This is a genomic window from Cellulosimicrobium funkei (genome assembly GCF_900155925.1).
GTDB lineage: Bacteria > Actinomycetota > Actinomycetes > Actinomycetales > Cellulomonadaceae > Cellulosimicrobium > Cellulosimicrobium funkei.
In genome coordinates, this window is the sequence record NZ_FTMI01000006.1 from 141,066 (window position 1) to 166,329 (window position 25,264).

At 75.7% G+C, this 25,264-nt stretch carries 21 protein-coding genes; 10 read left to right on the forward strand and 11 right to left on the reverse strand.

Features of this window, described 5'->3' with window-relative positions; translation table 11 throughout:
• Positions 1-81: 81 nt before the first annotated feature.
• From BXA05_RS15475 to BXA05_RS15485, 3 genes are all read right to left on the reverse strand, one after another.
• Positions 82-1,017, reverse strand: a complete 936-nt coding sequence (locus BXA05_RS15475; protein WP_076405940.1) for a glycine betaine ABC transporter substrate-binding protein — start codon at positions 1,015-1,017, stop codon at positions 82-84.
• A gap of 97 nt (positions 1,018-1,114) precedes the next feature.
• A complete protein-coding gene (locus BXA05_RS15480; protein ID WP_061267508.1) occupies positions 1,115-1,984 on the reverse strand; it encodes an ABC transporter permease in 870 nt (289 codons plus the stop codon).
• Positions 1,981-3,342, reverse strand: coding sequence for a quaternary amine ABC transporter ATP-binding protein (locus BXA05_RS15485; RefSeq protein WP_083711937.1), 1,362 nt, complete (start codon positions 3,340-3,342; stop codon positions 1,981-1,983). The genes BXA05_RS15480 and BXA05_RS15485 overlap by 4 nt, the downstream gene beginning before the upstream one ends.
• A 584-nt stretch (positions 3,343-3,926) precedes the next feature.
• Here BXA05_RS15485 and ahcY point away from each other — a divergent pair.
• The 5 genes from ahcY to BXA05_RS15510 all read left to right on the forward strand — a co-directional run bounded on the left by ahcY (position 3,927) and on the right by BXA05_RS15510 (position 10,056).
• Positions 3,927-5,480, forward strand: a complete 1,554-nt coding sequence (ahcY, locus tag BXA05_RS15490) for an adenosylhomocysteinase (RefSeq protein ID WP_083711938.1) — start codon at positions 3,927-3,929, stop codon at positions 5,478-5,480.
• 40 nt (positions 5,481-5,520) lie between these two features.
• Positions 5,521-6,129, forward strand: coding sequence for a hypothetical protein (locus BXA05_RS15495; RefSeq protein WP_061267509.1), 609 nt, complete (start codon positions 5,521-5,523; stop codon positions 6,127-6,129).
• A gap of 82 nt (positions 6,130-6,211) precedes the next feature.
• Complete coding sequence (locus tag BXA05_RS15500; RefSeq protein WP_083711939.1) at positions 6,212-7,747, forward strand: sensor histidine kinase; 1,536 nt, start codon at positions 6,212-6,214, stop codon at positions 7,745-7,747.
• A 115-nt stretch (positions 7,748-7,862) separates the two neighbouring features.
• Positions 7,863-8,522: a response regulator transcription factor gene (locus tag BXA05_RS15505; RefSeq protein ID WP_034651737.1), complete on the forward strand. Its 660-nt coding sequence runs from the start codon at positions 7,863-7,865 to the stop codon at positions 8,520-8,522.
• 181 nt (positions 8,523-8,703) lie between these two features.
• A complete protein-coding gene (locus BXA05_RS15510) occupies positions 8,704-10,056 on the forward strand; it encodes an acyltransferase family protein (RefSeq protein WP_076405942.1) in 1,353 nt (450 codons plus the stop codon).
• Here BXA05_RS15510 and BXA05_RS15515 read toward each other — a convergent pair.
• The gene (locus tag BXA05_RS15515; RefSeq protein WP_034654446.1) at positions 10,029-10,847 is read right to left on the reverse strand and encodes an RDD family protein; all 819 of its coding nucleotides are present in this window, start codon (positions 10,845-10,847) and stop codon (positions 10,029-10,031) included. The genes BXA05_RS15510 and BXA05_RS15515 overlap by 28 nt on opposite strands.
• Before the next feature lie 86 nt (positions 10,848-10,933).
• Between BXA05_RS15515 and BXA05_RS15520 the strand changes: the two genes are divergently transcribed.
• A complete protein-coding gene (locus BXA05_RS15520) occupies positions 10,934-11,923 on the forward strand; it encodes a stage II sporulation protein M (RefSeq protein WP_076405944.1) in 990 nt (329 codons plus the stop codon).
• Positions 11,924-11,934: 11 nt separating this feature from the next.
• Here BXA05_RS15520 and BXA05_RS15525 read toward each other — a convergent pair whose 3' ends face one another.
• The 7 genes from BXA05_RS15525 to BXA05_RS20315 all read right to left on the reverse strand — a co-directional run bounded on the left by BXA05_RS15525 (position 11,935) and on the right by BXA05_RS20315 (position 19,710).
• Positions 11,935-13,245 (reverse strand): winged helix DNA-binding domain-containing protein, encoded by a 1,311-nt coding sequence (locus tag BXA05_RS15525; protein WP_076405946.1) that lies wholly within the window; start codon positions 13,243-13,245, stop codon positions 11,935-11,937.
• Positions 13,246-13,252: 7 nt separating this feature from the next.
• A complete protein-coding gene (locus BXA05_RS20725; RefSeq protein ID WP_255179365.1) occupies positions 13,253-13,375 on the reverse strand; it encodes a hypothetical protein in 123 nt (40 codons plus the stop codon).
• 505 nt (positions 13,376-13,880) lie between these two features.
• On the reverse strand, positions 13,881-15,173 hold the full coding sequence (locus BXA05_RS15530) for a DUF58 domain-containing protein (protein ID WP_076405948.1): 1,293 nt from the start codon (positions 15,171-15,173) through the stop codon (positions 13,881-13,883).
• Positions 15,174-15,183: 10 nt separating this feature from the next.
• Positions 15,184-16,359 (reverse strand): AAA family ATPase, encoded by a 1,176-nt coding sequence (locus tag BXA05_RS15535; RefSeq protein ID WP_425291927.1) that lies wholly within the window; start codon positions 16,357-16,359, stop codon positions 15,184-15,186.
• Entirely contained in the window at positions 16,356-17,612 is a 1,257-nt protein-coding gene (locus tag BXA05_RS15540) for a DUF4350 domain-containing protein (RefSeq protein ID WP_244550488.1), read from the reverse strand. Before BXA05_RS15540 ends, BXA05_RS15535 begins: the two co-directional genes overlap by 4 nt.
• Complete coding sequence (locus tag BXA05_RS15545) at positions 17,609-18,271, reverse strand: DUF4129 domain-containing protein (RefSeq protein WP_061267514.1); 663 nt, start codon at positions 18,269-18,271, stop codon at positions 17,609-17,611. Before BXA05_RS15545 ends, BXA05_RS15540 begins: the two co-directional genes overlap by 4 nt.
• Entirely contained in the window at positions 18,268-19,710 is a 1,443-nt protein-coding gene (locus tag BXA05_RS20315; RefSeq protein WP_076405950.1) for a DUF7847 domain-containing protein, read from the reverse strand. The genes BXA05_RS15545 and BXA05_RS20315 overlap by 4 nt, the downstream gene beginning before the upstream one ends.
• 204 nt (positions 19,711-19,914) lie before the next feature.
• Here BXA05_RS20315 and mtrA point away from each other — a divergent pair, with 204 nt between their 5' ends.
• The 4 genes from mtrA (at position 19,915) to BXA05_RS15570 (ending at position 25,235) form a co-directional block, all read left to right on the forward strand.
• Positions 19,915-20,598 carry an MtrAB system response regulator MtrA gene (gene mtrA / locus BXA05_RS15555; protein WP_034655451.1) on the forward strand — a complete coding sequence of 228 codons (684 nt, stop codon included), beginning with the start codon at positions 19,915-19,917 and terminating at the stop codon, positions 20,596-20,598.
• The gene (mtrB, locus tag BXA05_RS15560; protein ID WP_076405952.1) at positions 20,595-22,436 is read left to right on the forward strand and encodes an MtrAB system histidine kinase MtrB; all 1,842 of its coding nucleotides are present in this window, start codon (positions 20,595-20,597) and stop codon (positions 22,434-22,436) included. Before mtrA ends, mtrB begins: the two co-directional genes overlap by 4 nt.
• Positions 22,433-24,193 carry an LpqB family beta-propeller domain-containing protein gene (locus BXA05_RS15565; protein WP_076405953.1) on the forward strand — a complete coding sequence of 587 codons (1,761 nt, stop codon included), beginning with the start codon at positions 22,433-22,435 and terminating at the stop codon, positions 24,191-24,193. The genes mtrB and BXA05_RS15565 overlap by 4 nt, the downstream gene beginning before the upstream one ends.
• Before the next feature lie 145 nt (positions 24,194-24,338).
• Positions 24,339-25,235, forward strand: a complete 897-nt coding sequence (locus BXA05_RS15570) for a ComF family protein (RefSeq protein WP_076406098.1) — start codon at positions 24,339-24,341, stop codon at positions 25,233-25,235.
• The last annotated feature ends 29 nt before the right edge of the window (positions 25,236-25,264 follow it).

A 25,264-nucleotide genomic window follows, 5' to 3' on the forward strand; every position in this document is an offset into this window, starting at 1 on the left:
CGAACCGGGACCGCAGCCCGTCCGGGACGGGCCCTGCAGATCCCGTCGGCAGGGCCCGTCGGAGCGCGGGTGGTCGAGGCGTCAGACGCCCGCGGCCTCCTTGAGGTCGTCGACGAACGTCGGGTTCTCCTCGAGCCACGCCTCGACGGCGGCCTGCTCGTCGGCGTACTCGTCGGAGTTGAACATCATGTTCTCGAGCGAGAACAGCTGCTCGTCGTCGAGGGAGAACGCGCCGAGCAGCTTCGTCAGCGTCGGGTAGCGCTCCTCGAAGTCGGCCGAGCCCCACATGTGGATCTTCTCCGCCTCGCCGAGAGCGCCCTCGGGGTCCTCGAGGTCGCGGACGGGGAACTCGTCGTAGGCCCAGTGCGGGCGCCACAGCGTGACCGCGATGTTCTCGCCGGCGTCGGTCGCGCCCTTGAGCTCGGCGAGCATCGCGGGGGTGGAGGAGATGGAGTAGTCCATGTCCTCGAGGCCGTAGGTGGGGACGACCTGGTCCTGGGTGATCTCGGTCAGGCCGGCGCCCGCCTCGATGCCGACGAGCTTGTTGCCGTACTCGTCGGACATGGCCGCGAGGTCCTCGAGGGACTGCGCGGGCGAGTCCTCGTTCACCGCGATGGTGAGCTTGGCGTCGTCGTACCAGTAGCCGAGGTCGGTGATCTCGCCGCCGTACTTCTTCTCGTACGACGCGTGCGTGTAGGGCAGCCAGACGTCGAGCGTGAGGTCGAAGTCCCCGCCGACGAGGCCGGTGTACACGACGCCGACGTCGGCGGTCTGCGTCGACACGTCGTAGCCCTCGTCCTCGAGGATGGTGGTCCACAGGTGGGAGACGGCGATGCCCTCGTCCCAGCCGGACGGGATGCCGATGGAGACCGACGTCTCGTCCTCGCCGGTGGAGGAGGCGCCGTCGCCGGAGCCGCCCGAGCCGGAGTCGGACGCGCAGCCGGTGAGCGCGAGGCCGAGGACGGCGGTCGCGGCGACGGCGGCGGTGCGGGTGGTGCGCTTGCGTGCGGGGGTCATGCGTTCCTTCCGTGGGCCGTGAGGCCCGGTCGGGGTGCCCCACGACGGTGCGTGGGAGGGGGTCCCGGCATGCGGCCGGGGACGGTGGGTGGCGCGGTCAGACGCGCGCCGCGGCGAGGGCGCGCGCCACGGGGGCGCGGTCGCCGAGCGCGGAGGTCACGCGGTCGAGGAACATCGCGAGGATGACGACGGCGAGGCCTGCCTCGAACCCGAGCGCCACGTCGACGCGCTGGAGCGCGGCGACGACGTCCTCGCCCAGGCCGCCGGCGCCGACCATGCCGGCGATGACGACCATGGAGAGCGAGAGCATGATGACCTGGTTGACGCCCGCCATGATCGTGGGCAGGGCGAGCGGGAGCTGGATCTGGCGCAGGATGCGGCCGGGGGTCGAGCCGAACGCCTGGCCGGCCTCGACCACCTCCTTGTCGACCTGCCGGATGCCCAGCTCGGTGAACCGGACGCCGGGCGCCATGGCGAAGACGATCGTCGCGATGATCCCGGGCACGGGCCCGGTGAGGAAGATGACGACGGTCGGGATGAGGTAGACGAACGCCGGCATGGTCTGCATGAAGTCGAGCACGGGCCGCACGACGGCGGAGACGCGGTCGTTGCGCGCGGCCCAGATGCCGAGCGGGATCGCGATCGCGATCGCGAGGACGGCGGACAGCAGGACGAGCGCGAGGGTGTCCATCGCGTTGTCCCACTGGTTCACGCCCGCGATGAGGACGAAGCCGACGAGCGTGCCGACCGCGAGCCGCCAGCCCTTGACGAAGAACGCCAGCGCGGCGAGGGCGATCGCGACGACCCAGAACGGCGGGCCGGACAGCACGGCGTCGAGCCCGTCGTAGACGCCCACGAGGACGTCCTTGATGAACCGGAAGAGCGGGCGGAACGTGGTGGTGACCCAGCCGACGAAGGCGTCGACCCACTCGCCGAGCGGGATGCGGGGGACGAGGGTGTCGTTCACGCGGCACCGCCTTCCGTCGGGGCGGCCGCGAGCGGGGCGGAGCCCTCCGCCGCCGCGTCCTGGACGACGGGCGTCTGCCCGAGGTCGATCTCGCCGGTCTTCGGCTGGTCGCCGGGGACCATGGCCTCGAGGAGCGTGACGCGGGGGACGACGCCGACGAGGCGGCCCTGCTCGTCCGTGACCGCGACGGGCAGCGGCGACTCCGCGGCGGGGGCGAAGACCTCCGCGAGCGGGGTGTCGGGGGAGACGGGCGCGACGCCCTGGCGCACGAGCCCGTCGAGGCTGTCCTGGCCCTTCTTCAGTGCGGCGACCGCGTCCTCGTCGCGCACGACGCCCTGGAGGCGGCGCTGGCGGTCGACGACGTACGCGGCCGAGACCTGCGCCTCGCGCATCGTGCGGCTCGCCTGGCGGGGACCGCCGGAGAGCGGGACGACGACGGCGGGGCGCACCATGACGGACGAGGCCGTGAGGACGCGCGTGCGGTCCACGTCGGCGACGAACTGGGCGACGTAGTCGTTCGCGGGGTCGGACAGGATCTGCTCGGCGGTGCCGATCTGCACGATCCGGCCGTCGCGCATGACGGCGATCCGGTCCCCGAGGTGCATCGCCTCGTTGAGGTCGTGCGTGATGAAGACGATCGTCTTGCCGAGCGTCTGCTGGAGCTCGAGGAGCTGCTCCTGCATCTCGCGCCGGATGAGCGGGTCGAGCGCGGAGAACGCCTCGTCCATGAGCAGGACGTCGGTGTCGGCGGCGAGCGCGCGGGCGAGCCCGACGCGCTGGCGCATGCCGCCGGAGAGCTGCGAGGGCAGGGAGTCCTCCCAGCCGCCGAGCCCGACGAGGCCGAGCGCGGTGCGGGCCTTCTCGCGGCGCTCTGCCTTGCCGACGCCCTGGATCTCCAGGGGGTAGGCGGCGTTGTCGAGCACGGTGCGGTGGGGCAGGAGCGCGAAGTGCTGGAAGACCATCGACACGTGCTTGCGGCGCAGCGCGCGCATCTGCTTGGCGTCGGCCTGGGCGAGGTCGGTGCCGCCGAGCAGCACGTGCCCGGACGTCGGCTTCCACAGCCCGTTGAGCATGCGGATGAGCGTCGACTTGCCGGAGCCCGAGAGGCCCATGACGACGAAGATCTCGCCCTGCTTCACGTCGAACGACGCGTCGATGACCGCGGCGGTGCCGAGCGGCTTGACGTCGTCGCGGCTCGCGCCCTGCTCGAGGCGGCGGATCGCCTCGACGGGGCGGCGCCCGAAGACCTTGTAGACGTCGCGGACCGAGAGCGCGGTCGCGCGCTCGTCGGTGCCGACGGTCGCGGCGCCGGCGTGCGCGGCCGGCTCGGTCGGCACGGGTGTGCTGAGAGCTGTCATGCGGTGGGTGTCGCCACCTTCCGGTCGTGGACCAGCGTCACGCCCCTCCGGAGCACCCGGGTGCGGGCGCTCGACGAGAGGGCACGGCAGGAGGCCCCGGGTGCGAGGACGTCCTCCCTGGGGTGGCGCGTCCGGCCGGTTGCCCCCGCAGGGCCGGCGCACACAGGGCCTCACGCTGATCCGATGTCAATCGGTTCGCGCCCACCCTGCCTGATTCGAGGTTCAACTTCTACCCAGGACCCCCGCACCAGGGGCGATTCCAGGACGATTCTTGACCGAGCATCGTTGGAATGGCGCGGATGACGGTGGAACCGGGATCGTTATCCCTTCGTGATCTTGAGATGGTCAAGCGTTCGTGTTACGCGCGCGCCCGGGCGCGCGCGCCGGACGAACGGTGGTGCTGCGGGCGCGGGTGGTCCGCGCCCCGGCCGGACGGCGTCGTCCTCGGTAGGCTGGTGCCGGGCGGGCCGCGGTCCCGTCCCGCGCGGACGGGAGCCCCCAGCGCAGCAACCGACCAGTCATCGGGAGCCACCGCGGAGCCGGTACCACCGGCTCCGCCGGCACCGAGAACGCACAGGAGAACCATGTCCACCACAGCGCAGGCCCCGACCTCCGGCGCCACCCCCGGCTTCGACGAGATCCCCGGCCGGTACAAGGTCCGCGACCTGTCCCTGGCCGAGGCGGGCCGCCACCAGCTCCGCCTCGCCGAGCACGAGATGCCCGGCCTCATGGCGCTGCGCGCCGAGTACGGGGACTCGCAGCCGCTCGCGGGCGCCCGCATCGCCGGCTCCCTGCACATGACCGTGCAGACGGCCGTCCTCATCGAGACGCTCGTCGCGCTCGGCGCGCAGGTGCGCTGGGCGAGCTGCAACATCTTCTCGACGCAGGACGAGGCGGCGGCCGCCGTCGTCGTCGGGCCGCACGGGACGCCCGAGGACCCGCAGGGCGTCCCGGTGTTCGCGTGGAAGGGCGAGAGCCTCGAGGAGTACTGGGACTGCACCGAGCAGATCCTCGTGTGGCCGGGGGACGAGTCGCCCAACCTCATCCTCGACGACGGCGGCGACGCCACGATGCTCGTCCACCTGGGCCTGCAGTACGAGCGCGCGGGCGTCGTCCCGCCGGACACGCTCCCGGGCGAGCCCGACCACACCCACGAGATGAACGTCGTGCGCGGGGTGCTGCGCCGCGCGCTCGAGGCCGACCCGCTGCGCTGGACGACGATCGCGCAGGAGATCCAGGGCGTCACCGAGGAGACGACGACGGGCGTGCACCGCCTCTACCAGCTCGCCGAGTCGGGCGAGCTGCTCTTCCCGGCGATCAACGTCAACGACTCGGTCACCAAGTCGAAGTTCGACAACAAGTACGGCATCCGCCACTCGCTGCCCGACGGCATCAACCGCGCGACCGACGTCCTCATGGGCGGCAAGGTCGCGTTCGTCGCGGGCTACGGCGACGTCGGCAAGGGCGCGGCCGAGGCGTTCCGCGGCCAGGGCGCGCGCGTCATCGTGTCCGAGGTCGACCCGATCTGCGCGCTCCAGGCCGCGATGGACGGCTACCAGGTCGCCCGGATCGAGGACGTGCTCGGCGAGGCCGACTTCTTCATCACGACCACGGGCAACAAGGACGTCATCCGCGCCGAGCACCTCGTCGCGATGAAGGACAAGGCCGTCGTCGGCAACATCGGCCACTTCGACAACGAGATCGACATGGCCGGCCTCGCCGAGGTGCCCGGGGTGTCGCGCACCGAGATCAAGCCCCAGGTCCACGAGTGGACGTTCGCGGAGCCGGGCCCCGACGGCCAGCCCGCGGGCCGCTCGGTCGTCGTGCTGTCCGAGGGCCGCCTGCTCAACCTGGGGAACGCGACGGGCCACCCGTCGTTCGTCATGAGCAACTCGTTCTCGAACCAGGTGATCGGCCAGATCGAGCTCTACCAGGACGCGACGGCCGCCGCGCGCGAGGGGCGCGAGCGCGCCTACGCGCGCCAGGTCTACCGGCTGCCCAAGGTGCTCGACGAGAAGGTCGCGCGCCTGCACCTCGACGCGCTCGGCGTCCGGCTCACCGAGCTCTCGCCGTCTCAGGCGGACTACCTGGGCGTCCCCGTCGAGGGGCCGTACAAGCCGGAGCACTACCGCTACTGAGCACCGACCCGAGTCGTCCGGCACGCGCCGAGGAGGTCGTATGGACCCGTCGTCCGACGAGCGCACGCCGGTCGTGCCCTCGCCCCCCGCGGGCGAGGGCACGTCGGGGCCGGCCGACGAGGTGCGCGACGAGCCGCCGCCCGGCCGGGTGCGGCCGCTGTGGCACCGCGTGGGCGACCGCTGGGAGCGCGAGCCCCCGCACGACCTCCTGTACGGCGCGATCGTCGCGGGGTTCGTCATGGCGGTCTCCAGCGTGCACGCGCCGACGGGCGACCGCGTCGTGCTCGCGACGACCCTCGTGGCGGTGGGCTACTGGCTCGCGCACTGCTACGTGGACGCGGTGAGCGGACGCTTCCACGACACGGGGCACTCGCTGTGGGGCCGCACGGTCGTCGCGCTGCGGTCCAACGTCGGGGTGCTCCTCGGCGCGCTCCCCGGGATCGTCGTGTACCTCGTGGCGCTCGCGGCCGGGCTCGACGCCGAGGGCGCCGCCCTCGTCGCGGTGTGGTTCACCGTCGTCCTGCTCGGTGTGGTGGGGTTCCTCGCCGCGTACCGCGCGGGGGCGCGCGGAGGCCTGCTGGTGGGAGAGACGCTGCTCGCCGCGGCGTTCGGCGGCGTGGTCATCGCGGTCAAGTACCTGCTGCACTGACGGCAGGCACGGGGGTTGTCCCCACCCGGGTGCGGCGGACGCCACCCTGTCGTCGCCGCACGCGCGCGCCCAGACTGGCACCATGACTGCCGTGACCCCTGACCAGCCGAGCGTCGTGCCCGCGGGCGAGCCCTCGCCGGGCGCGCCCGACGCGGTCGTGCCGACGCCGCACCCCTCCGCGGTGCCGTCGACGCCCGCCACGCCGTCGGACCCCTCGGCGTCCGCCGTGGCCGCCGCGCCCGGGGTCCCGGGCGCGTTCGCGGGCTCGCAGCCCGACCCGCGGTACGTGGACCACCGCGAGCGGGTCGGTTTCGCGCGCGCGCCGTTCGCGGGGCGCACGTGGCGCGAGTACGGGTACCTCTCGCTCGCGCTCCTGCTGGCGCCCTTCGCGTTCTCCTACGGGCTGTTCTCCGTGGTCTTCCTCGTCGCGATGATCGTGCCCGTCCTGGGCCTCGTCGTCGCGGGGTGGGTCGTGGTCGGCGGGCGCGGCTGGGGCTCGATGTACCGGTCGCTCGCGCGGTCCCTGCTCGGGGTCGACGTCGCCGCCCCCGCCCCGTACACGCGCCGCCGCGGCTTCTGGAGCACGCTGTGGAGCGGGATCGGTGACGGCACGGGGTGGCGGGCCGTGCTCTTCCTCCTCGTGACGTTCCCGCTCGCCATCCTGTCCTTCGTCGTGAGCACGGTCTTCCTCGCCGTCGGGCTGGGCGGCACGACGCACTGGATCTGGTCGCGCTGGCTCCCGCTGCAGCAGGCCGCCGACGGGACGTGGCACCGCGGGGCGCAGATCGGCGTCGACTGGTACGTCGACACCCCGGCGCGCCAGCTCGGCCTCGTGCTCGTCGGGGCGCTCTTCCTCTGGGTCTGGCCCCACGTCACGCGCGCGTTCGCCCACCTCTTCCGCGTGCTCACCGTCGCGCTGCTCGGCCCCACGCTGTCCAGCCTGCGCGTCGCCGACCTCGAGGAGTCGCGCGGCCGCACGGTCGAGGACGCCGACGCGAAGCTGCGCCGCATCGAGCGCGACCTGCACGACGGCACCCAGGCGCGCCTCGTCGCCGTCGCGATGCAGCTCGGCGAGGCCAAGGAGCAGCTCGCGGCGGGCGGTGACGCGGGCGACGCGCTCGAGCTCGTCGACCTCGCGCACTCGTCGACCAAGGAGGCGCTGGTCGAGCTGCGCGAGCTCGCGCGCGGCATCCACCCGCCGGCGCTCGACAACGGTCTCGCGGTCGCGCTCGAGACCCTCGCGGCGCGCTCGCCGCTGCCGGTGACGGTCGACGTCGACCCGGCCGTCGAGGCGTCCGGCCGGCTCGCCCCGGCGGTCGAGTCGATCGCCTACTTCTGCGTCGCGGAGCTCGTGACGAACGCGGTCAAGCACGCGCGCGCGTCGGGCGTGTACGTGCTCGTGGAGCGCCAGGGCAGCGGGCGCGGGGCGCGCCTGCGCCTGCGGGTGCGCGACGACGGCCAGGGCGGCGCGCGCGTCGTGCAGCCGGGCTCCGACGGTCACCGCTCGGGGCTCGCGGGCCTCGCGGAGCGCGTGCGCTCCGTGGACGGCTCGCTCGAGCTCACGAGCCCCGTCGGCGGGCCCACGGTGGTCACGGTCCTCCTGCCCGTCCGGGTCTGACGTGCTGCGCACGGACGGGACGGTCCTGCCCGGGTGGCGGGACGGCGTCGGGCAGGATGTCCCCGGGGCACCGCGCCCGCCCGGGCCGCCCGGCCCGCCCGACCGGAAGGACACCATGCGGCTCGTCATCGCCGAGGACTCCGCCATCCTGCGCGACGGTCTCGTCGCGCTCGTCACCCGCCGCGGCCACGAGGTCGCGGCGGCGGTCGCGGACGGCGACGAGCTCGTCGCGCAGGTCGCGCGGCTCGCGGCGCAGGACGCGCTGCCGGACGTCGCCGTCGTCGACATCCGGATGCCCCCGACGTTCACGGACGAGGGGCTGCGCGCCGCCCTCGCGCTGCGCGCGGCGCACCCCGACCTCGGGGTGCTGCTCTTCTCCCAGTACGTCGAGACGCGGTTCGCGAGCGAGCTGCTCACGGGCGGGGCGCGCGGCGTCGGCTACCTCCTCAAGGACCGGGTCGCGGACGTCGGCGAGTTCGTCGACGCGCTCACGCGCATCGCCGCGGGCCAGACCGTCCTCGACCCGGAGGTCGTGAGCCAGCTCATGGGCGCATCGCGGTCCGACGACGGTCTCGCGCGCCTCACGCCGCGCGAGACCGAGGTGCTCGAGCTCATGGCGCAGGGCCGGTCGAACTCCGCCATCGCGGAGGCCCTGTTCCTCTCCTACGGCGCGGTCGAGAAGAACGTCACCTCGATCTTCGGCAAGCTCGGGCTGCCGCAGGACGCCGGCGACCACCGCCGCGTCCTCGCGGTGCTGCGCTACCTCAAGGTCTGAGCGGCTCTCAGCGCCTCCAGGTCTCAGCGGCTGCAGGTCCGAGCGGCGGGGGACAACCCCCGGAACCTGGGTGGACGACCGCGACGCGGTCGGGGGACCGTCCCGTACCGGGACGAACGGGATGTTTCGAGACTGGTGAGCACCGGGAGACCTCCCGGGCCCGCCGACCGAGGAGCATCCCGTGGCCGTCCTGTCGCCACCCCCCGCCCGACCCCGCGCGTCGTCGCACGTCCTCCCGGCCTCGCGCCGGACCCGGGACGGCGGCCCGCCGGCCCCGCGCCCGGACCGGCCCGGCGCGGCGGCCGCGGCGGGCGAGGGACCGCGTCGCCCGTCGCGCGACGTGTTCGTCGACGCCGTGCGCGCCGTCGCGACCCTGAGCGTCCTCACGGTGCACTGGCTCATGGCGGACGCGACGTGGGACGGCGAGCAGCTCCGGATCGGGAACGCCCTCGCGCACGGCGCCGGGTGGGCCGTGACGTGGGTGCTCCAGGTGCTCGCCCTGCTGTTCTTCGCGGCGGGCGCCTCGGCGGCGTACGGGCTGCGGCGTGCCGGCAGCACCGGCGGGACCGCCGCCCGGGGCCGGGTCGCGACCCGCCCGAGCGTCGCCGCCGACCTGGCCGACGGCGTCCGCCTCGCGGGCGCCCGGCTGCCGCGCCTGCTGCGGCCGGTGGCCGTCTTCGTCGGGGCGTGGGTGGTCGCCGTCGGCGTCCTGCTGGCCGTCGGGCTCCCGGCCGACGCCGTCCGCTCGCTCGCGACGCTCGCGCCGCAGCTCCTGTGGTTCCTCGCGGTCTACCTCGGTCTCGTCGTGCTCACGCCGCTCCTGCGTCGCGCGCTGCACGCCGCCGGAACGTGGGCCGTCGCCGGGCTCGCCGCGGCCCCGCTCGCGGTCGAGGCCCTGCGGTTCGGCGCCGGGCTCGAGCGGCTCGCGCTCGTCAACGTGGTGCTCGTGTGGGCCGTGCCCTACGCGGTCGGGCTCCTCTATGCCGACGCCCGCTCGGGCCTGCGGGTCGTGCGCCGGGGCCGCATCGTCCCCGTCGCCGTCGTGCCGCGGCCCCGCGTGCTCGTGGCCGTCGGCCTCGCCGCGGCGGCCCTCGCCGCCCTGTTCGTCGCCGTCGGGCCCTACCCGGTCTCGCTCATCGGCATGCCGGGCGACGCCATCTCCAACCTCGGGCCGCCGACCGCGCCCGTCGTGCTGCACGCCGTCGCGCTCGTCGCGCTCGCGCTCGCCGCACGGGGACCGCTCGTGCGCTGGGCCGACGGCCGGGGGCGGTCCGTCGTCCGCGGTCTCGCGCGACGCTCGATGACCGTGTACCTGTGGCACCTCACCGCGATGGTGGTCGTGGTCGGGGTCGTCCTCGTGGTGCTCGGGCAGGAGCTCCCGGCCGTGGGCGGCGCCGACTGGTGGGCGAGCCGGCCCGTGTGGTTCGGCGCGTTCGCCCTCGTGCTCGTCGGGATCGCGCGCGCCGTCGGGCGGTTCGAGGACGCCCCGACGGGGCGCCGCGCGCGTCAGCGCGTCGGGTCGGGCACCGAGTAGGGGAGCCGGTGGAGCAGCTCGGCCTGCTCGCGCGCGGCGGCCTGCGCGCGGTGGGCCGTCGCGCGGTCCCGGTCGCGGCGCTCGGTGAGCACGGCGAGCAGGAACGTCTCGGGGTGGGTGCCGGGCGGCGGGCCCGGAGCGACGTACCGCTCGACCTGCCCCGCGAGCTCCTGGCCCAGCCGCGCGCGCGACGCCGGGTGCAGGCGGTCGGCGCGCCCGAGGAACTGCCGGGCGGCCAGCGCGAGGCCGTCCGGCAGCCGCCGCATGTCGGCGTGCGCGGCCCACGCGGCGAGGTAGGGCGGCATCGCGAGCGGGGCGAGCGTCGGTCGTCCGCCCCGTACCCGGATCGCGTACGTGCCCGCCGCCATGTCGCCGAGCCGCTTGCCCTTGTCGTTCGTCAGCGACGCGACGAGCGCGACCGAGCCGAACGTCAGCCAGATCTCGCCGACCCCGACGAGCGCCCGCAGGAACGCGTGCCGGAACCGGACCGGGCCGCCGTCGTCGCGCACGACCCGGATGCCGAGCGCGAGCTTGCCGAGCGAGCGGCCGCGCGAGAGCGTCTCGACCGTCGTCGGGATGACGACCATGACGAGGACCGAGAACGCGATGAGGATCGCGGTGACCAGGTCGAGCTCGAGCGAGCCCAGCGAGGCGCCGAGCACGAAGAGCGTCGCGACGAAGAACACGAGCACGACGAGCAGGTCGAGCGCGAGCGCCAGCCCGCGCGTCACGAACGACGCCGGTCGCGCGTCCAGGACCACGCCCTCGCCGATCACGATGCCCTCGCGCACGCCCGCTCCCGTCCTCGCCGTCGCGGGTCCTGCCCGCCGGTCGGTCGGCGCACCGGCGGCACGCCCCGTGTGGCAGGGTATCGGTCGTGGACCTCGACGCCTTCACCGACGTGCACGGCGCGGAGTGGGACCGCCTCGACGCGCTCGTCCGCCGCCGCACGCTCGACGGCGCGGAGGCCGACGAGCTCGTCCGGCTCTACCAGTCCGTCGCGACGCACCTGTCGACCGTGCGCTCCGTCGCGCCGGACCCGGTGCTCATCTCGCGCCTGTCCGTGCTCCTCGGGCGCGCCCGCACGCGCATCGCGGGGGCGCACGAACCCGCGTGGCGCGACGTCGTGCGGTTCCTCACGGTGTCCCTCCCGGCCGCGCTCTACCGGATCCGGTGGTGGTCGGTCGGCGTGACCGCCGCGTGCCTCCTCGTCGCGCTCGTCGCGGGCGTCTGGGTCGCGACCACGCCCGAGGGCCTCGCCTCCATGGGCCCGCCCAGCGTCCAGGAGGAGTACGTGAACGGCGCGTTCGCGTCCTACTACGACCCGGGCGTCGACTTCGCCGCCGTCGTGTGGACGAACAACGCGCGGATCGCGGCCTTCTGCGTGGGCCTCGGGATCACGGGGGTGTTCCCCGTGTGGGTCCTGTTCCAGAACGCGGTCGGCATCGGCTCGATCGGCGGCATGATGGCCGCGCACGGCGAGCTCGCGCTCTTCCTCCAGCTCATCGCGCCGCACGGGCTGCTCGAGCTCACGTCGATCTTCGTCGCCGGCGCCGCCGGGCTGCGGATCTTCTGGGCGTGGATCGACCCCGGGCCCCTGCCGCGCTCGCGCGCCCTCGCGCAGGAGGGCCGGGCGCTCGTCACCGTCGCGATCGGCCTCGCGATCGCGCTCGCGGTCTCCGGCGTCATCGAGGGGTTCGTCACCGGGTCGGAGCTGCCGTGGTGGCTCAAGATCGTGATCGGGGCGGTCGCGCTCGCGGCGTTCTGGGTCTACACGATCGTGCTCGGTCGCCGCGCGGTCCGGGCCGGGGAGACGGGCGACCTCACGGCCGACCACGCGGGCGACACCGCGCCCGTCGCGGCCTGACCCCCGACGCCTCAGCCGTCGACGACGACGCGCGCCCGCGCGTCCGGCCACCCGCACCGCACCCAGTCCTCGGCGCGCGCGACGACCTCGTCGCGCACCGCGGGGTCGCGCAGTCGGTCGGCGAGGCTCGGTGCCTCGCCGCCGGACGCGCCGGGGCCGCTCCGTGCGCGCAGGGGTCGCACCTCGACGTGCACGACGACGTCCGTCCCGTCGACCGGGCGCGTCCCGTCGGCCGGGGCCGCTGCTCGGGCGCTAGGGGTGTTCGCGGTCGCTGCTCGGGCGCTGCGCGCCGCCGGTGCCGCCGGGCGGGCCGTCCAGGCGCCCGCGACGCGGCCGTCGACGAGGACCGCCGCCGCGACCTGACCGTTGACGCTCACGACGCTCGTGACCGGCAGGTCCCCGAGGACGCGCGTGCGGTCGTCGTGGGACAGGAGCAGGTTGTCGAAGTCACCCGCGAGAACCACGGGCACGGGCTCGTCGCCCGGCGGGCGCGGCGCGTCGGGCAGGTCGAGAAGCTCGGTGCCGGCCGGGCCGGTGAACGTCACGAGCTCCGGTCGCAGCACGTCGACCGCGGCGCGCAGCCGGGTCAGGCCCGCCCAGCGCTGCGCGTCGGCCACCGACGCCGGGCCGAACGCCGCGAGGTACCGGCGCACGAGCCGGACGCGCGCCGCGAGCGTCGCGTCCGGGTCCGTGCCGTGCGCGACGGCGTCGAGGGCGTCGTTGGACCGCCCGAGCCAGGCCTGCGCCGTCGTCCAGGTGGTCGTCGTGCCCGTGCCGCTCGCGCCCCACAGGCCGCGGGGCGGGACCTGCACGAGCGGGAGCAGGCAGCGCGCCGCGTACGCGAGGTGCTTCGGGTCGACGTCGGGCCAGCGCTCCGCGAGGCGCCGCCCCAGCTCGACCGACGTCAGCGGGTCCGCGAGCAGGTCGCGCGCCGCGCGCTCGAGGTCGTCGAGGTCGACATGGGCGAGCGCCGTCCCGTGCTGGTTCCGCGACCGCAGGTAGGTCGCCAGACCGGGGCGGGCGAGTGCCGTCAGCTCGAGCGCGTCGTCGGCCGCGACGAGGTGCACCGTGCCGCGCAGCGTCGCGACGCGCACCACCTGGCGGTCGAGCAGGCGGTCGCCCAGGTCGTCCGGCGCGAAGCCCACCAGGCGCGACCAGAGCGCCGGGTACGGCGACGACGGGACCTGCGACTGCAGGCCGACGAGGTGGCGCACCTCGTCCAGCACGGTCGCGTCGCGCGGGGCCGCGAGGTGCTGGCGCGCGAGCAGCGCCCGATTGAGGTCGTCGTGGCTCAGCCGCGGCCCGAACCGCTCGTCGGCCATCGGCCCGTCAGGACAGGACGATCGCGAGCGCCGGGACGAGGAACGTCGCGAGCAGCGCCACCACGACGATGATCGCGACGCGACGGTTGCGCCGGACGCGCTGCCGGGGGTCGGTCGGCTGCCAGGCCACGGGAGTCTCCTGAGGTCGGGATGGACGTGCTGGACGACCCTACCTCCCGCCCCTGACGGCCGGGGGAGAGGGCCCCGGAACCACCTCCCGCAAGGTAGAGGCCTGGTCTCCCGAGGTAGAGCCGTAGTTCCGCGACGTAGAGGCGTGGTTGCGTGAGGTAGAGCGGTGGTTTGCGCGAGGTAGAGCGGTGGTTCCGCCAGGTAGAGCCGTGGTCGCCCGGGGTGGGCCTGCCCACGCTCGAGGGGACGACGACGTCGGCCCACCCCGGACGGGTTGCGCGCCGACCGGATGGTCGTGGCGCCCGACCGGGCGCTTCAGGTGGCCCGGCGCCGCAGACGGAGCCGGGATCCCTGCTCGGCGAACCCGGGGAACCTCAACTCGTGAGACCAGGCCTCTACCTCGCGCGGCCTCGGCTCTACCTCGTGGGACCGGGCCTCTACCTCGTGCGACCGCGGCTCTACCTCGCGCGACCACCGGCTCCGGCTCGGTGGCCCCCGGCGGGGGCTCAGAGGCGGCCGGCCGCCTTGAGCGCGAGATAGGTGTCGGCGAGCCGGGGGGCGAGGTCGTCGGGGAGGGCGTCGACGACCTCGACGCCGCGCTGGCGCAGGACCGTCGTCACGGCGGCGCGCTCGATCTCGCCGCGCGCGGCGGCCGCGGCGTCGTACACCTCGGCGGTCCCTGTGCGGTCGCCGCGCAGGGCGGCGACCTCCGGATCGCCCGCCGCGGCGAGCACGACCTGGTGCTTGGCCGTGAGCTGCCCGACGACGGGCAGCAGCCCGGACTCGACGGCGGCGGCGTCGAGCGTCGACAGGAGCACGACGAGCGCGCGCTGCGACAGGCGCTCGTGGACGGTGCCGACGAGGCCGGGCCAGTCGGTCTCGAGGAGCGCGGGCTCGAGCGGCGCGAGGGCGTCCGCCATGGCGGGCATGAGGCGCGGCCCGGCGGCCCCTGCGACGCGCGAGCGCACGGTGCGGTCGTACGCGACGAGCTCGACGCGGTCCCCGGCGCGCCCCGCAAGAGCGGCGAGCAGCAGCGCCGCCTCGATGCTCGCGTCGAGGCGCGGCGCGTCCCCGACGCGCGCCGCGGACGTGCGGGACGTGTCGACGACGATGAGCACGCGGCGGTCGCGCTCGGGCCGCCACGTGCGCACGACCATGTCCCGGCCGCGCGCCGACGCGCGCCAGTCGATGGAGCGGACGTCGTCGCCGAGCACGTACTCGCGCAGCGAGTCGAACTCGGTGCCCTCGCCGCGCACCTGCACCGCGGCGCGCCCGTCCATCTCGCGCAGGCGCGCGAGGCGGCTCGGGAGGTGGCGTCGCGACGCGAACTCGGGGAGCACGCGCAGCCGCCCGGGCACGGGGATCGACGCCTGGCGCGCGGCGAGCCGCAGCGGGCCGAACGAGCGGATCGTCACGCGGTCCGCGATGCGCTCGCCGCGGCGCGTCGGGACGAGCACGGTCGTCACGCGCGTCGCCTCGCCGGGCGGCAGGTCGACGGCGTGCCGGTTGACCTGCGTCCCCGCGGACGGCGGCCACGCGTCGCGCACGAGCGCGCGCAACCGCCGCGGGGCGAGGTTCGTCAGCGTGAGCCGGGACGCCGTCGCGTCGGTGAGCCGCACGGAGCCCGCGACGCGCCGCTCGATCGCGACGCGCCGCGGGGACGCCGCGAGGGCCGCGTCGAGCGCGCACAGCGCGACGACGAGCAGCGTCCACACGAGCACCGTCCCCGGCACGGGGACGAGCAGCACGGGGACGATCCCGAGCGCCGCCAGCACGACGGCGCGCCACGTCAGGGCCACGAGCGACGCCTCAGCGGGGGACGGGGACGGACGCGAGCACGGTGTCCAGCACGCTCTCGGCCGTCACGCCCTCCAGCTCGGCCTCGGGCCGCAGCTGCACGCGGTGGCGCAGCGTGGGGTGCGCGAGCGCCTTGACGTCGTCCGGCGTCACGTAGGAGCGGCCCGAGAGCCACGCCCACGCGCGCGACGTGGCGAGCAGCGCCGTCGCACCGCGCGGGGACACGCCGAGGGACAGCGAGGGGGAGTGGCGCGTCGCGCGGCACACGTCGACGGCGTAGCCGAGCACCTCGCGCGCGACCTGGACGCGCGCGACCTCCGCGCGGGCGCGGTCGAGCACGTCGCGCCCGGCGACGGCGCGCACCCCGGCGCCCGCGAGGTCGCGCGGGTTGAAGCCGGCGGCGTGCCGTGCGAGCACCTCGACCTCCTGCTCGCGCTCCGGCAGCGGCAGTACGACCTTGAGCAGGAAGCGGTCGAGCTGCGCCTCGGGCAGCGGGTACGTGCCCTCGTACTCGACGGGGTTCTGCGTCGCGATGACGAGGAAGGGGTCGGGCAGCGGGCGCGGCGTCCCGTCGACCGAGACCTGCCGCTCCTCCATGGCCTCCAGGAGCGACGCCTGGGTCTTGGGGGGTGTGCGGTTGATCTCGTCGGCGAGCAGCAGGTTCGTGAAGACCGGCCCCTCGCGGAACGAGAACTCGGCGGTCCGCGCGTCGTACACGAGCGAGCCCGTGACGTCGCCGGGCATGAGGTCGGGCGTGAACTGCACGCGCTTCGTGCCGAGGTCGAGCGACGCGGCGAGCGTGCGCACGAGCAGCGTCTTGGCGACGCCGGGCACGCCCTCGAGCAGCACGTGGCCCTTGCAGAGCAGCGCGATGAGCAGGCTCGTCACGGCGCCGTCCTGCCCGACGACGGCCTTGCCGACCTCGCTGCGGACGGCGGCGAGCGCCTGCCGCAGCTCGGGCGACGGCGCGGGCGGGGCGTCGTGCACCGGTGCGGGGGTCGCGGTCGGGGTCGGCGCGGCGGGCGCGTGGCCCTGGCCGTACGGCGTCTGCGGGGCGGGTGCCTGCGGTCCGGGCCGGTGCGCGGGCTGGCCGGCGGCCGCGCTCACGCGGTCGGCGACGCCCGGGTCCTGGGCGGGCGGCGCGTAGCGGTCGGGCTGCGGCACGGAGCCGTCGGGGTGGTGCGTCACGAGTGGTAGACCTCGCTCTCGATCCGGTCAAGGTGACGCGCGAGCTCGAGCAGCGCCGCGTCGTCGGCGGGTGGTGGTCCGTACAGGAGCTGGGCGACCTGGTCGCCCGGCCGACCCGTCGCGCGGGCGACGGCGTCGACGACGGTGGGGGCGTCGGCCGAGCGGGGCAGGCCGAGGCGGTGCGCGAGACGGTCGGCGGCGCTCGCGCGCAGCCCTGCGGCGGCGTGGCCGCGCGCCCCGGCGCGTCGGTAGAGGCGGCCGCGGCCGCGCGTCGTCTCGGCGGCGCGCACGATCACCGGCAGGTCCTCCGTGACGAGGGGGCCCAGCCGGCGGCCGCGCCACAGCACGACCACGAGCAGCACGACGAGCGCCTGCAGGGCGACGACGCCGAACCACGGCGGCAGGGACAGCCCGGGGGTCGTGCTCCCGTCGTCGGCGAGCGACGTGTCGAACGGGTCGGGCACGAGCCACACGAGACGGTCGTGCGCGCCGAGCGTCCAGAGCGCGAGCGCGGCGTTGCCGTCCTCGGTGACCGAGTCGTTGCGCAGGACTGCGGGCGTGTCCACCGCGCGCACCGTGCGCCCGTCGGCCTCGTGCACGAGGTAGGCGCCCAGGGACGGGTCGTCGGGGGAGGGGAAGCAGAGGACGGTCGCGTCGTCGAGCGCGACGAAGCCGACGCCGTCGGAGCGGATCGAGCCCGCGGCCTGCGCGGCCGGGTCCGCGCAGCGCGCCGGTCGTGCCGATCCGCCGGAGCCCCAGTCGTACGCGAGCTCCGTGCCGCCGTCGGTCGCGGCGGCGAGCAGGTGGTCGGGCGGCGCGACGAGCACGAGGTCCGCGGGGGTCCCGACGAGCGCTTCCACCTGCTCGTCGAGCAGGTAGTCGCCCTGCGCGACGAGGAGCGTGCCGCCCTCCTCGGCGGCGCGCACCGCGTCGGCGACCGTGCGCACGTAGGTGACCTGCACGCCCTGGTCGCCCAGCACCTGCGCGACCGCGCGCGCCCCGGCGGGGCCCGGGTTGTCGGGTGCGAGCGGCGTGGCCGACGTCGCGGGCCGCGCGAGCGCCGTCAGCCCGGCGAGCAGCAGCAGCGCGCCGACGACGGCGACGGGCCAGCGCGCCCGGCGCCAGCGGCTGCGGGCCCGCGAGCGGGCGGTCGTGCCGTCGCCGACGACGGGCACGTAGGCGGTCGTCACGGCTCGCGGGTCGCCCGACGCGCCCGCGGAGGGCGGTGCGGAGGACGTCGTCGGGGCGCTCATGCGCCGTCACCGGGCGCGGAGGCGGCGAGCTCCGCACGGAGCGCGGGGCGCGTCGCGAGCGTCCGCTCGTCGAGCGCGCGCAGGAAGGCGTCCGCCTCCGGGCCGACGGTCACGGCGCCGTACGCGACGTCGTCGAACAGGTGCGCGCCGCGCTCGAGCCCGTCCGCGACGTCGGGCAGGCGCTCGCCCGCCGTCCGTGCGGCCTCCCACGCGGTCCGTCCGGGACGCGGGTCGAGGACCGCGCGCTCCTCCAGCGAGCGCACGACGCCGCGGAAGCGTTCGAGCGCGGCGGTCGCCCAGTCGGCGCGCGCCGCGGCGGCGTCGGCCGCGGCCCGCATCTCGGCCGCGGTGCGCGCGTCGTCGTCGAGCACGACCACCGAGGCCTTCGCCCGGCGCGACAGGCGCACCGGACCGGCGACCCAGTAGGCCACCGCCGCGACCACGGCGACCGCCACGACGACGACCACCGCCGTCAGCGGGCCGCCGAGGTCGAGCGTGGGCGCGCCGTCGAACAGTCCCTGGAGCCACTCGAGGAACCGCTGCAGGAGCGACGGGTCCGTGCGGTACTCCGGCCCGGCGAGCTCGCCGACGAGCCACCGCCGGGCCTCGTCGGCGCCGGGCTGCACGGGCACGTCGGCCGCGAGCGACCGCACGGTCATGCGGGCGGCTGCTCGCTCGCCGCCGCGGCGAGCTCGACGTCCAGGCCCTCGCGGCGCATGCGCACGTCGATGTAGAGCAGGGCGACGATGCAGCCCAGGAAGACCGAGGTGAGGATCATCGAGAGCGCGACGCCGATCGCCTGCACGAGGTGGTACAGGAAGGTCTGGCCCGCCATGAGCAGGAACGACGCGGCGAGGCTCGCGGGGTACGCGACGATGCCGGAGACGAAGCTCATCGCCACGAGGGCGAGCAGGTAGATGCCGAACAGCCGCCAGAAGCTGCCGCGGGTGAGCAGCCACGCCCGCTTGACGGTCTGCCAGAACGGCTGCCCCTCCAGCGCCAGGGCGGGAGGCACGAGGCCGGTCCGCGTCCCGACCCAGACGAGGAGCACGGGCCAGGCGAGCAGGGCGACGACGATGAGGAACGCGCCGAGCCCCTCGGAGACCGCGAAGCCCGCGACGACGAGGAGCGTGGCCAGGCCGAGCGCCACGGACGCGGCCAGGCCGGTCAGCAGGGGGAACGCGATGAGGAACCACGTGCGCCGTCCGACCTGCGACCAGACCTCGCCGACGCCGGCCTTGCGCCCGATCGCGGACTGGCCGACGGAGACCGTGAGGAGACCCGCGATGATCGGCGCGGCGAAGAACGTGGTCACCTGGATGCCGAGGGAGCTCGCGAGCGTCGTGGCGAAGCTCTCGTCGAAGCCGGGGAAGGTGGCCTCGTCCAGCACGACGTCGAAGTACTGGGCGACGTAGCCGGAGAACGCCCAGCCGAGAAAGGTGCCGAGCAGCGTCGCCACCACGACGACGAGCGCGCTCATGCCGAGCACGACCCGGGGGTTGTGGCGGATCGCGCCGAACGCGCCGTCGAAGATCTCGCCGAGCGACAGCGGGCGCAGCGGGATGATGCCGGGCTTCGCCGCGGCCGGCGCGTAGGGCGCGCCCACGAGGCCGGGCGGCGGGCCGTAGCCCGGCGCGCCGTACTGCTGCTGCCCGTACTGGCCCTGCCCGAACTGCTGCTGGCCGTAACCGGGCTGCTGGCCGTAACCCGGCTGCTGCTGGCCGTAGCCGGGCTGCTGACCGTAGCCGGGCTGGCCGTACCCCGGCTGCTGCTGGCCGTAGCCGGGCTGCTGGCCGTAGCCCGGCTGGCCGTACCCCGGCTGTCCCGGTGCGGCGCCGGGCGTACCCCACGCGCCGGGTGCGGGCGGCTGGTCCGTCGGCGGGTGCTGACCGGGCTCCTGGCCGGGCGCGTACTGGCCGTACCGCGGCTGGGGCGCCGACGAGCCGGGCGCACCGTAGCCGGGGGCGCCGTACGAGGGCGCGCCCCAGCCGCTCGCGTCGCCGCCCGGACCGGGCGCGGCGGGCGGCGTAGGGCCGGTGGTCGCCGTCGGGTCGGGCGTGGCACCGTCCGGCGTGCCGGAGGTGTCGGGTGTGCTCATGTGCTCGTGGTCCCCCGCGGTCGGCTCGGGCGTCGGTCCAGGCCGCCGGGCGAGGATCGGCAACGGCGGCGAGGCCACCCTAGTACGCGGCCCTGCGCGGCGGCCGACCGGGCTCGCGCCGCCGGGTGCGCCCGTCCGCGGGTTCACCCTCGCCGCGGGGCCCGGCCGCCCCGACGTCGGGCCCGTCGATGGCAAGATGTCCGCATGAAGGTTCGTGTGCTCGTGGTGGACGACGACACCGCCCTGGCCGAGATGATCGGCATCGTCCTGCGCTCCGAGGGCTTCGAACCGGTGTTCTGCGCGGACGGCGACCTCGCGCTCGAGACGTTCCGCACCACGCAGCCGGACCTGGTCCTGCTCGACCTCATGCTCCCGGGCAAGGACGGCACGGAGGTGTGCCGCCTCATCCGGGCGGAGTCGGGCGTCCCGATCATCATGCTCACCGCGAAGAGCGACACGGTCGACGTCGTGCTCGGCCTCGAGTCGGGTGCCGACGACTACATCTCCAAGCCGTTCAAGCCCAAGGAGCTCGTCGCCCGCATCCGGGCGCGCCTGCGCCGCACCGAGGAGCCCGCACCCGAGCACCTGTCCATCGGCGACGTCGAGATCGACGTCACGGGGCACCGCGTGTCGCGCGGCGGCGAGCAGGTGTCCCTGACCCCGCTCGAGTTCGACCTCCTCGTCGCGCTCGCGCGCAAGCCGTGGCAGGTCTTCACGCGCGAGGTGCTCCTCGAGAAGGTCTGGGGCTACCGGCACGCGGCGGACACGCGGCTCGTCAACGTCCACGTGCAGCGCCTGCGCTCGAAGATCGAGCACGACCCGGAGAACCCGGAGATCGTCCTCACGGTGCGCGGCGTCGGCTACAAGGCGGGCGCGACCCGCACGTGAGCACGACGGCCGGCTCCGCCGACGGGCGTGGGCGAGGGCTCTGGCGCCGCGTCCGGCGCCGGGCGCGCGCGACCGTCCGCCGGGTGGTGTGGCGCTGGCGCTCGTCGATGCAGCTGCGCGTCGTCACGTCGGCGCTCGTCGTCGGCGTGCTGACCGTCGGGGCGCTCGGCGCCTACCTCACCGACGCCATGCGCGACGGCCTCTACGAGCGGCGTGCCGCCGAGCTCGACCAGGAGAGCGCCCAGTCCACGCAGCAGGCGCGCCGCACGCTCGACGCGTCGCCCGCGTCGACGCCGACCGAGGCCCAGTCGCTCCTCTTCGACCTCTTCTCCATGCTCCAGACCACCGGGTCGTCGCGCGACGTCTTCCTCTGGCAGTCCGGCGGGTCGGGCACGGTCGGCTTCCTCGACCAGTCGACCGACCAGCAGCTCGACGGCCTCGTGTCGCCCGAGATGCGCGCGGCGACCGTCGCGGCGGACGGCGAGCAGTACCTCCAGTCGGTGGCGATCCCGGTCGACCCGGCGCACCCGGAGTCGTCGGGGGCGGTGCCCGGCATCGTCGTGGGCTCGACCGTCGAGGTGCCGGTCGCGGGCACGTACGAGCTCTACTACCTCTACGACCTCGAGGCGGACCAGGAGACGCTGCGCTTCCTCCAGTCGGTCCTGCTCGTCGGGGCGCTCGTGCTGCTCGCCCTGCTCGTCGGGATCACGGCGCTCGTCACGCGCCAGGCGGTGCTCCCGGTGCGTCAGGCCGCGAGCGTCGCGGAACGGCTCGCGGACGGCCGGCTCGACGAGCGGCTCCCGGTCAAGGGGCACGACGAGATGGCGTCCCTCGCGCACTCGTTCAACGAGATGGCGCAGAGCCTCCAGGAGCAGATCGGGCGCATGGAGGAGCTGTCGATGCTCCAGCGCCGGTTCGTCTCGGACGTGTCCCACGAGCTGCGCACGCCGCTCACCACGATCCGCATGGCCTCCGAGGTGCTGCACGCGTCGCGCGAGGACTTCGACCCGGTCTCGCGGCGCTCGACCGAGCTCCTGCAGGCCCAGCTCGACCGGTTCGAGGACCTGCTCGCCGACCTGCTCGAGATCAGCCGGTTCGACGCCGGCGCCGCGGTCCTCGACGCCGAGCGGCGCGACCTGCGCGACGTGGTGAACGCCGCCGTCGACCACGCCGCCCCGCTCGCCGAGCGCAAGGGCGTGTGGCTGTCGGTCCACCTCGGCGACGAGCCCGTCACGGCCGACATCGACCCGCGGCGCGTCGAGCGCATCGTGCGCAACCTCGTCGTCAACGCGATCGAGCACGCCGAGGAGCGGCCGGTCGAGATCACGGTCGACGGCGACGGGCACGCCGTCGCGGTGACGGTCCGCGACCACGGGGTCGGGATGACGACCGACGAGGTCCAGCACGTGTTCGACCGCTTCTGGCGTGCGGACCCGGCACGCGCCCGCACGACCGGCGGCACGGGCCTCGGGCTCGCGATCTCCCTGGAGGACGCGCACCTGCACGGCGGGTGGCTCGAGGCGTGGGGCCGCCCCGGCCGGGGCGCGAGCTTCCGGCTCACGCTCCCGCGGCGCGCCGGGATCCGGCTCCAGTCGTCCCCCCTGCCGCTCGTCTCCGAGGCGGCCACCGGCCGCGGGCTGCCCGCCGAGTGGAGCGTGCGGACGCCGGTCGTCGAGGACGTCGAGGGCACGGCGGGCCCCGCCGACCTGCCGTCCGTCACGGGCGGCATCCCCGTCGTCATCCCGCGCGACCACGCGCCCCAGCCCGGCCGGGCGACGGTGCCCGGCTCCGGCGGCGGTCCGACCGCCGGCCCCGACGACGTCCAGGAGGGGCGATGACCACGACGGGGACCGTACGGCGTCCGACCGCGGGGCAGGCGGACCTGCGGCGCCGGGTCGGGCGCGCGCTCGCCGCTGGGCTCGCGGCCGTGGGGGTCGCCGCCCTCGCCGCGTGCGCCTCGATCCCCACGTCCGGGCCCGTCGTCGAGGGCGAGGCGACGCCGGAGGACCCGGGCCAGCCGTTCGTCAGCGCCGCCTCGCCCCGCCGCGACGCCTCGCCGGACCAGATCGTCCGCGGCTTCCTGGCCGCCCAGGCCCAGGGCGCGCGCGGCTCGTTCGACGTCGCGTCCGAGTTCCTCACGCGCGACGCGCAGGACGACTGGTCGCCCGTCTCCCAGGTCGCGATCCTCGAGGACGTGCCGCAGCTCGAGGTCGACGAGGCCGCGATCGAGGGCGGCACGACGACGGTCCGCGCCACCGCCGACGTCGTGGGCACCGTCGACGAGCGCGGCGTCTACACGGAGCAGGCGCCCGGCCGCACCACCGAGGTCTCCTACGGCCTCGTCCGCGACGCCGACGACCAGTGGCGCATCGACGTGGTCGACGACGGGCTGACGATCACGGCCACCAACTTCGCGCGCACCTTCAAGCAGGCCAACCTCTACTTCCCGACCCTCGACCGGGCCTACCTCGTGCCCGACGCCCGCTGGTTCCCGAGCCGGAACTGGCAGGCGCTCGCGGTCCGCGAGACGCTGCGCGGACCGGCGGACTGGCTCGCAGGGTCCGTCGCGACGGTCGCGCCCGAGGGCACCTCGCTGAGCATCGACTCCGTGCCGCCGGTGGAGGGCAGGGTCGCGGTGCCCCTCACCGACCCGGTGACCGCGGCGTCGCCGGCCGACCGCGCGATGCTCATCGCGCAGCTCCAGGCCTCGCTCGGCGTGCCCGTCGACATCACGGTGGGCGTCGGCGGCTCGGAGCTCTCGGCCGACGACGTCCCGACCATCGGCGTCGCCACCACGCCCGACGAGCCGGTCGTGCTCTCGGGAGACCAGATCATGAGCCTGGAGGGGCGCACGACGCGCGCGGTGACGTCGGCCGCCCCGCTCGCCGGGCTCCAGCCCACCGCGCTCGCGTTCCGCGGCCGGGCCGACGACGCCACGTACGTCGTGCGGGACGGTGCCGGGCGGCTCGTCACGGCGCCGACGGCCGAGGCCGGGCCCGTCACGCTCCTCACCGGGACGAGCCTCGTCGCGCCGTCGATCGACCGGTTCCAGTACGTGTGGAGCGGCCCGCAGGTGCAGGCAGGGTCGTTGCAGGTCGTGGACCTGCGGGAGGCCGGCAGCGACGCCGCGGTCTCCGAGGTGGCCGCGCCGTGGCTCGACGGGCGCACCGTGATGTCGCTGCGGGTCGCGCCCGACGGCGCCCGGGTGGCCGTCGTCAGCGACTCGGGCTCCGGGGCGCAGGTCCACGTCGCGGGCATCGTCCGTGACGAGGCCGGCCGGCCGACCCAGCTCTCCGCACCGGTCCGGGTCGGGCAGCCGATCGCCGCCGCGACGCAGGTGACGTGGGCCGACCGCACGCTTCTCGGGGTCCTCGGCCGGGCGTCCGGGGAGTCCGAGGTCGTCGTCCAGCGGGTGCCCGTCGGGGGACCGACGGTCGCCGCCTCGCCCGTCGAGGGCGCCGTCTCGCTCGCGTCGGCCACGGGCGTCGGCACCACGCTCGTCGGGACGAGCGACAGCAGCCTGTACGCCGCGGGCACGTCGAGCCTCTGGACCAAGATCGCCACCGAGGTCCGGCTGCCCACGTATCCCGGCTGAGGCGCCGCGCGCCCGGCGGCGCGCGGCGCGCCGGGCGACCACAGGCCCCCGGACGGCGCGGGTCGGGAGCCAGCGGCGCGTGCGTCGTCCACAGGTGGCCGGTTCGCCGGTGCCGGACGCCCGCGCCACCGGGCACGCTGGCCCGGTGCTCCTCGCCGCCCTCGACGACGTCGCCCGCCTTGTCCTGCCCGTCGCGTGCCCCGGCTGCGACGCGTCCGACGTCCGGTGGTGCGAACCCTGCCTCGCGCCGCTGCGCGCCCCGCTCCGGCGGCGCGAACGTGGGGCGCCCCGCCTCGACCGGCTCGACGGCGTCGCGCCCCTGCCGGTGTGGGCGCCGGCGGCGTACAAGGGGCCCGTGCGCGGCGTCGTCGTCGCCTGGAAGGACCGCGGCCGGGCGGACCTCGACCGGCCGCTCGCGGACGCCGCGTGGCGCGCGGGCACCGCGCTGGGGCCGGTGCTCGGAGCCGTGCTCGGGCCGGGGCGCGGCCCCGCGCTCGGTCCCGCGCTCGGGTCCGGGTTCGGGGCGGTGCGGGGGGAGGGGTCCCGGGGTGGCCCGGTGCTCGTCGTCCCGGCACCGACGACGCGGGCCGCGCGTCGCGCCCGCGGGCGCGACCCCGTCGCTCTGCTCGCGCGTGCGGTCGCCGCCGGCCTCGACACCTCGGGGACCCCCGCCCGGAGCGCCGCGCTCCTCGTGCACCGCGGGCGCGCCCGGGACCAGGTCGGGCTCGGCTCGCGGGCGCGCGGGGCCCGTCTCGGCACGGTCGCCGTCGCCCCCGGGAAACTTCTCGGGGCCGGTGCCGGAAGGCTCGTCGGACCGTCCGCCGGAGCGCGTCGAGGACCGCCCGGGCGGCGCCCGTCGACCGGCGCGCCGGCACCGGTCGTGGCGTGCCTCCTCGTCGACGACGTCGTCACCACGGGAGCGACCCTCGCCGCGTGCGAGAGGGCGCTGACCAGCGCCGGCGCTCTCGTGCTGGGCGCCGTCGCGCTCGCCGCGACCCCGTCGCCGGGCGAACGACGGCGGTCCGCCGGGCAGCCTCCGTGAGGTGCGCGCCGCGGGGGCCGAAGGTCCCC

Coding starts and splice junctions, on each gene's coding strand:
- ahcY (WP_083711938.1), top strand. CDS start 3,927: ATGTCCACCACAGCGCAGGCCCCGACCTCCGGCGCCACCCCCGGCTTC.
- BXA05_RS15495 (WP_061267509.1), top strand. CDS start 5,521: ATGGACCCGTCGTCCGACGAGCGCACGCCGGTCGTGCCCTCGCCCCCC.
- BXA05_RS15545 (WP_061267514.1), bottom strand. CDS start 18,271: ATGACCGTGCGGTCGCTCGCGGCCGACGTGCCCGTGCAGCCCGGCGCC.
- BXA05_RS15525 (WP_076405946.1), bottom strand. CDS start 13,245: ATGGCCGACGAGCGGTTCGGGCCGCGGCTGAGCCACGACGACCTCAAT.
- BXA05_RS15500 (WP_083711939.1), top strand. CDS start 6,212: ATGACTGCCGTGACCCCTGACCAGCCGAGCGTCGTGCCCGCGGGCGAG.
- BXA05_RS15565 (WP_076405953.1), top strand. CDS start 22,433: ATGACCACGACGGGGACCGTACGGCGTCCGACCGCGGGGCAGGCGGAC.
- BXA05_RS15485 (WP_083711937.1), bottom strand. CDS start 3,342: ATGACAGCTCTCAGCACACCCGTGCCGACCGAGCCGGCCGCGCACGCC.
- mtrA (WP_034655451.1), top strand. CDS start 19,915: ATGAAGGTTCGTGTGCTCGTGGTGGACGACGACACCGCCCTGGCCGAG.
- BXA05_RS15540 (WP_244550488.1), bottom strand. CDS start 17,612: ATGAGCGCCCCGACGACGTCCTCCGCACCGCCCTCCGCGGGCGCGTCG.
- BXA05_RS20315 (WP_076405950.1), bottom strand. CDS start 19,710: ATGAGCACACCCGACACCTCCGGCACGCCGGACGGTGCCACGCCCGAC.
- BXA05_RS15505 (WP_034651737.1), top strand. CDS start 7,863: ATGCGGCTCGTCATCGCCGAGGACTCCGCCATCCTGCGCGACGGTCTC.
- BXA05_RS15475 (WP_076405940.1), bottom strand. CDS start 1,017: ATGACCCCCGCACGCAAGCGCACCACCCGCACCGCCGCCGTCGCCGCG.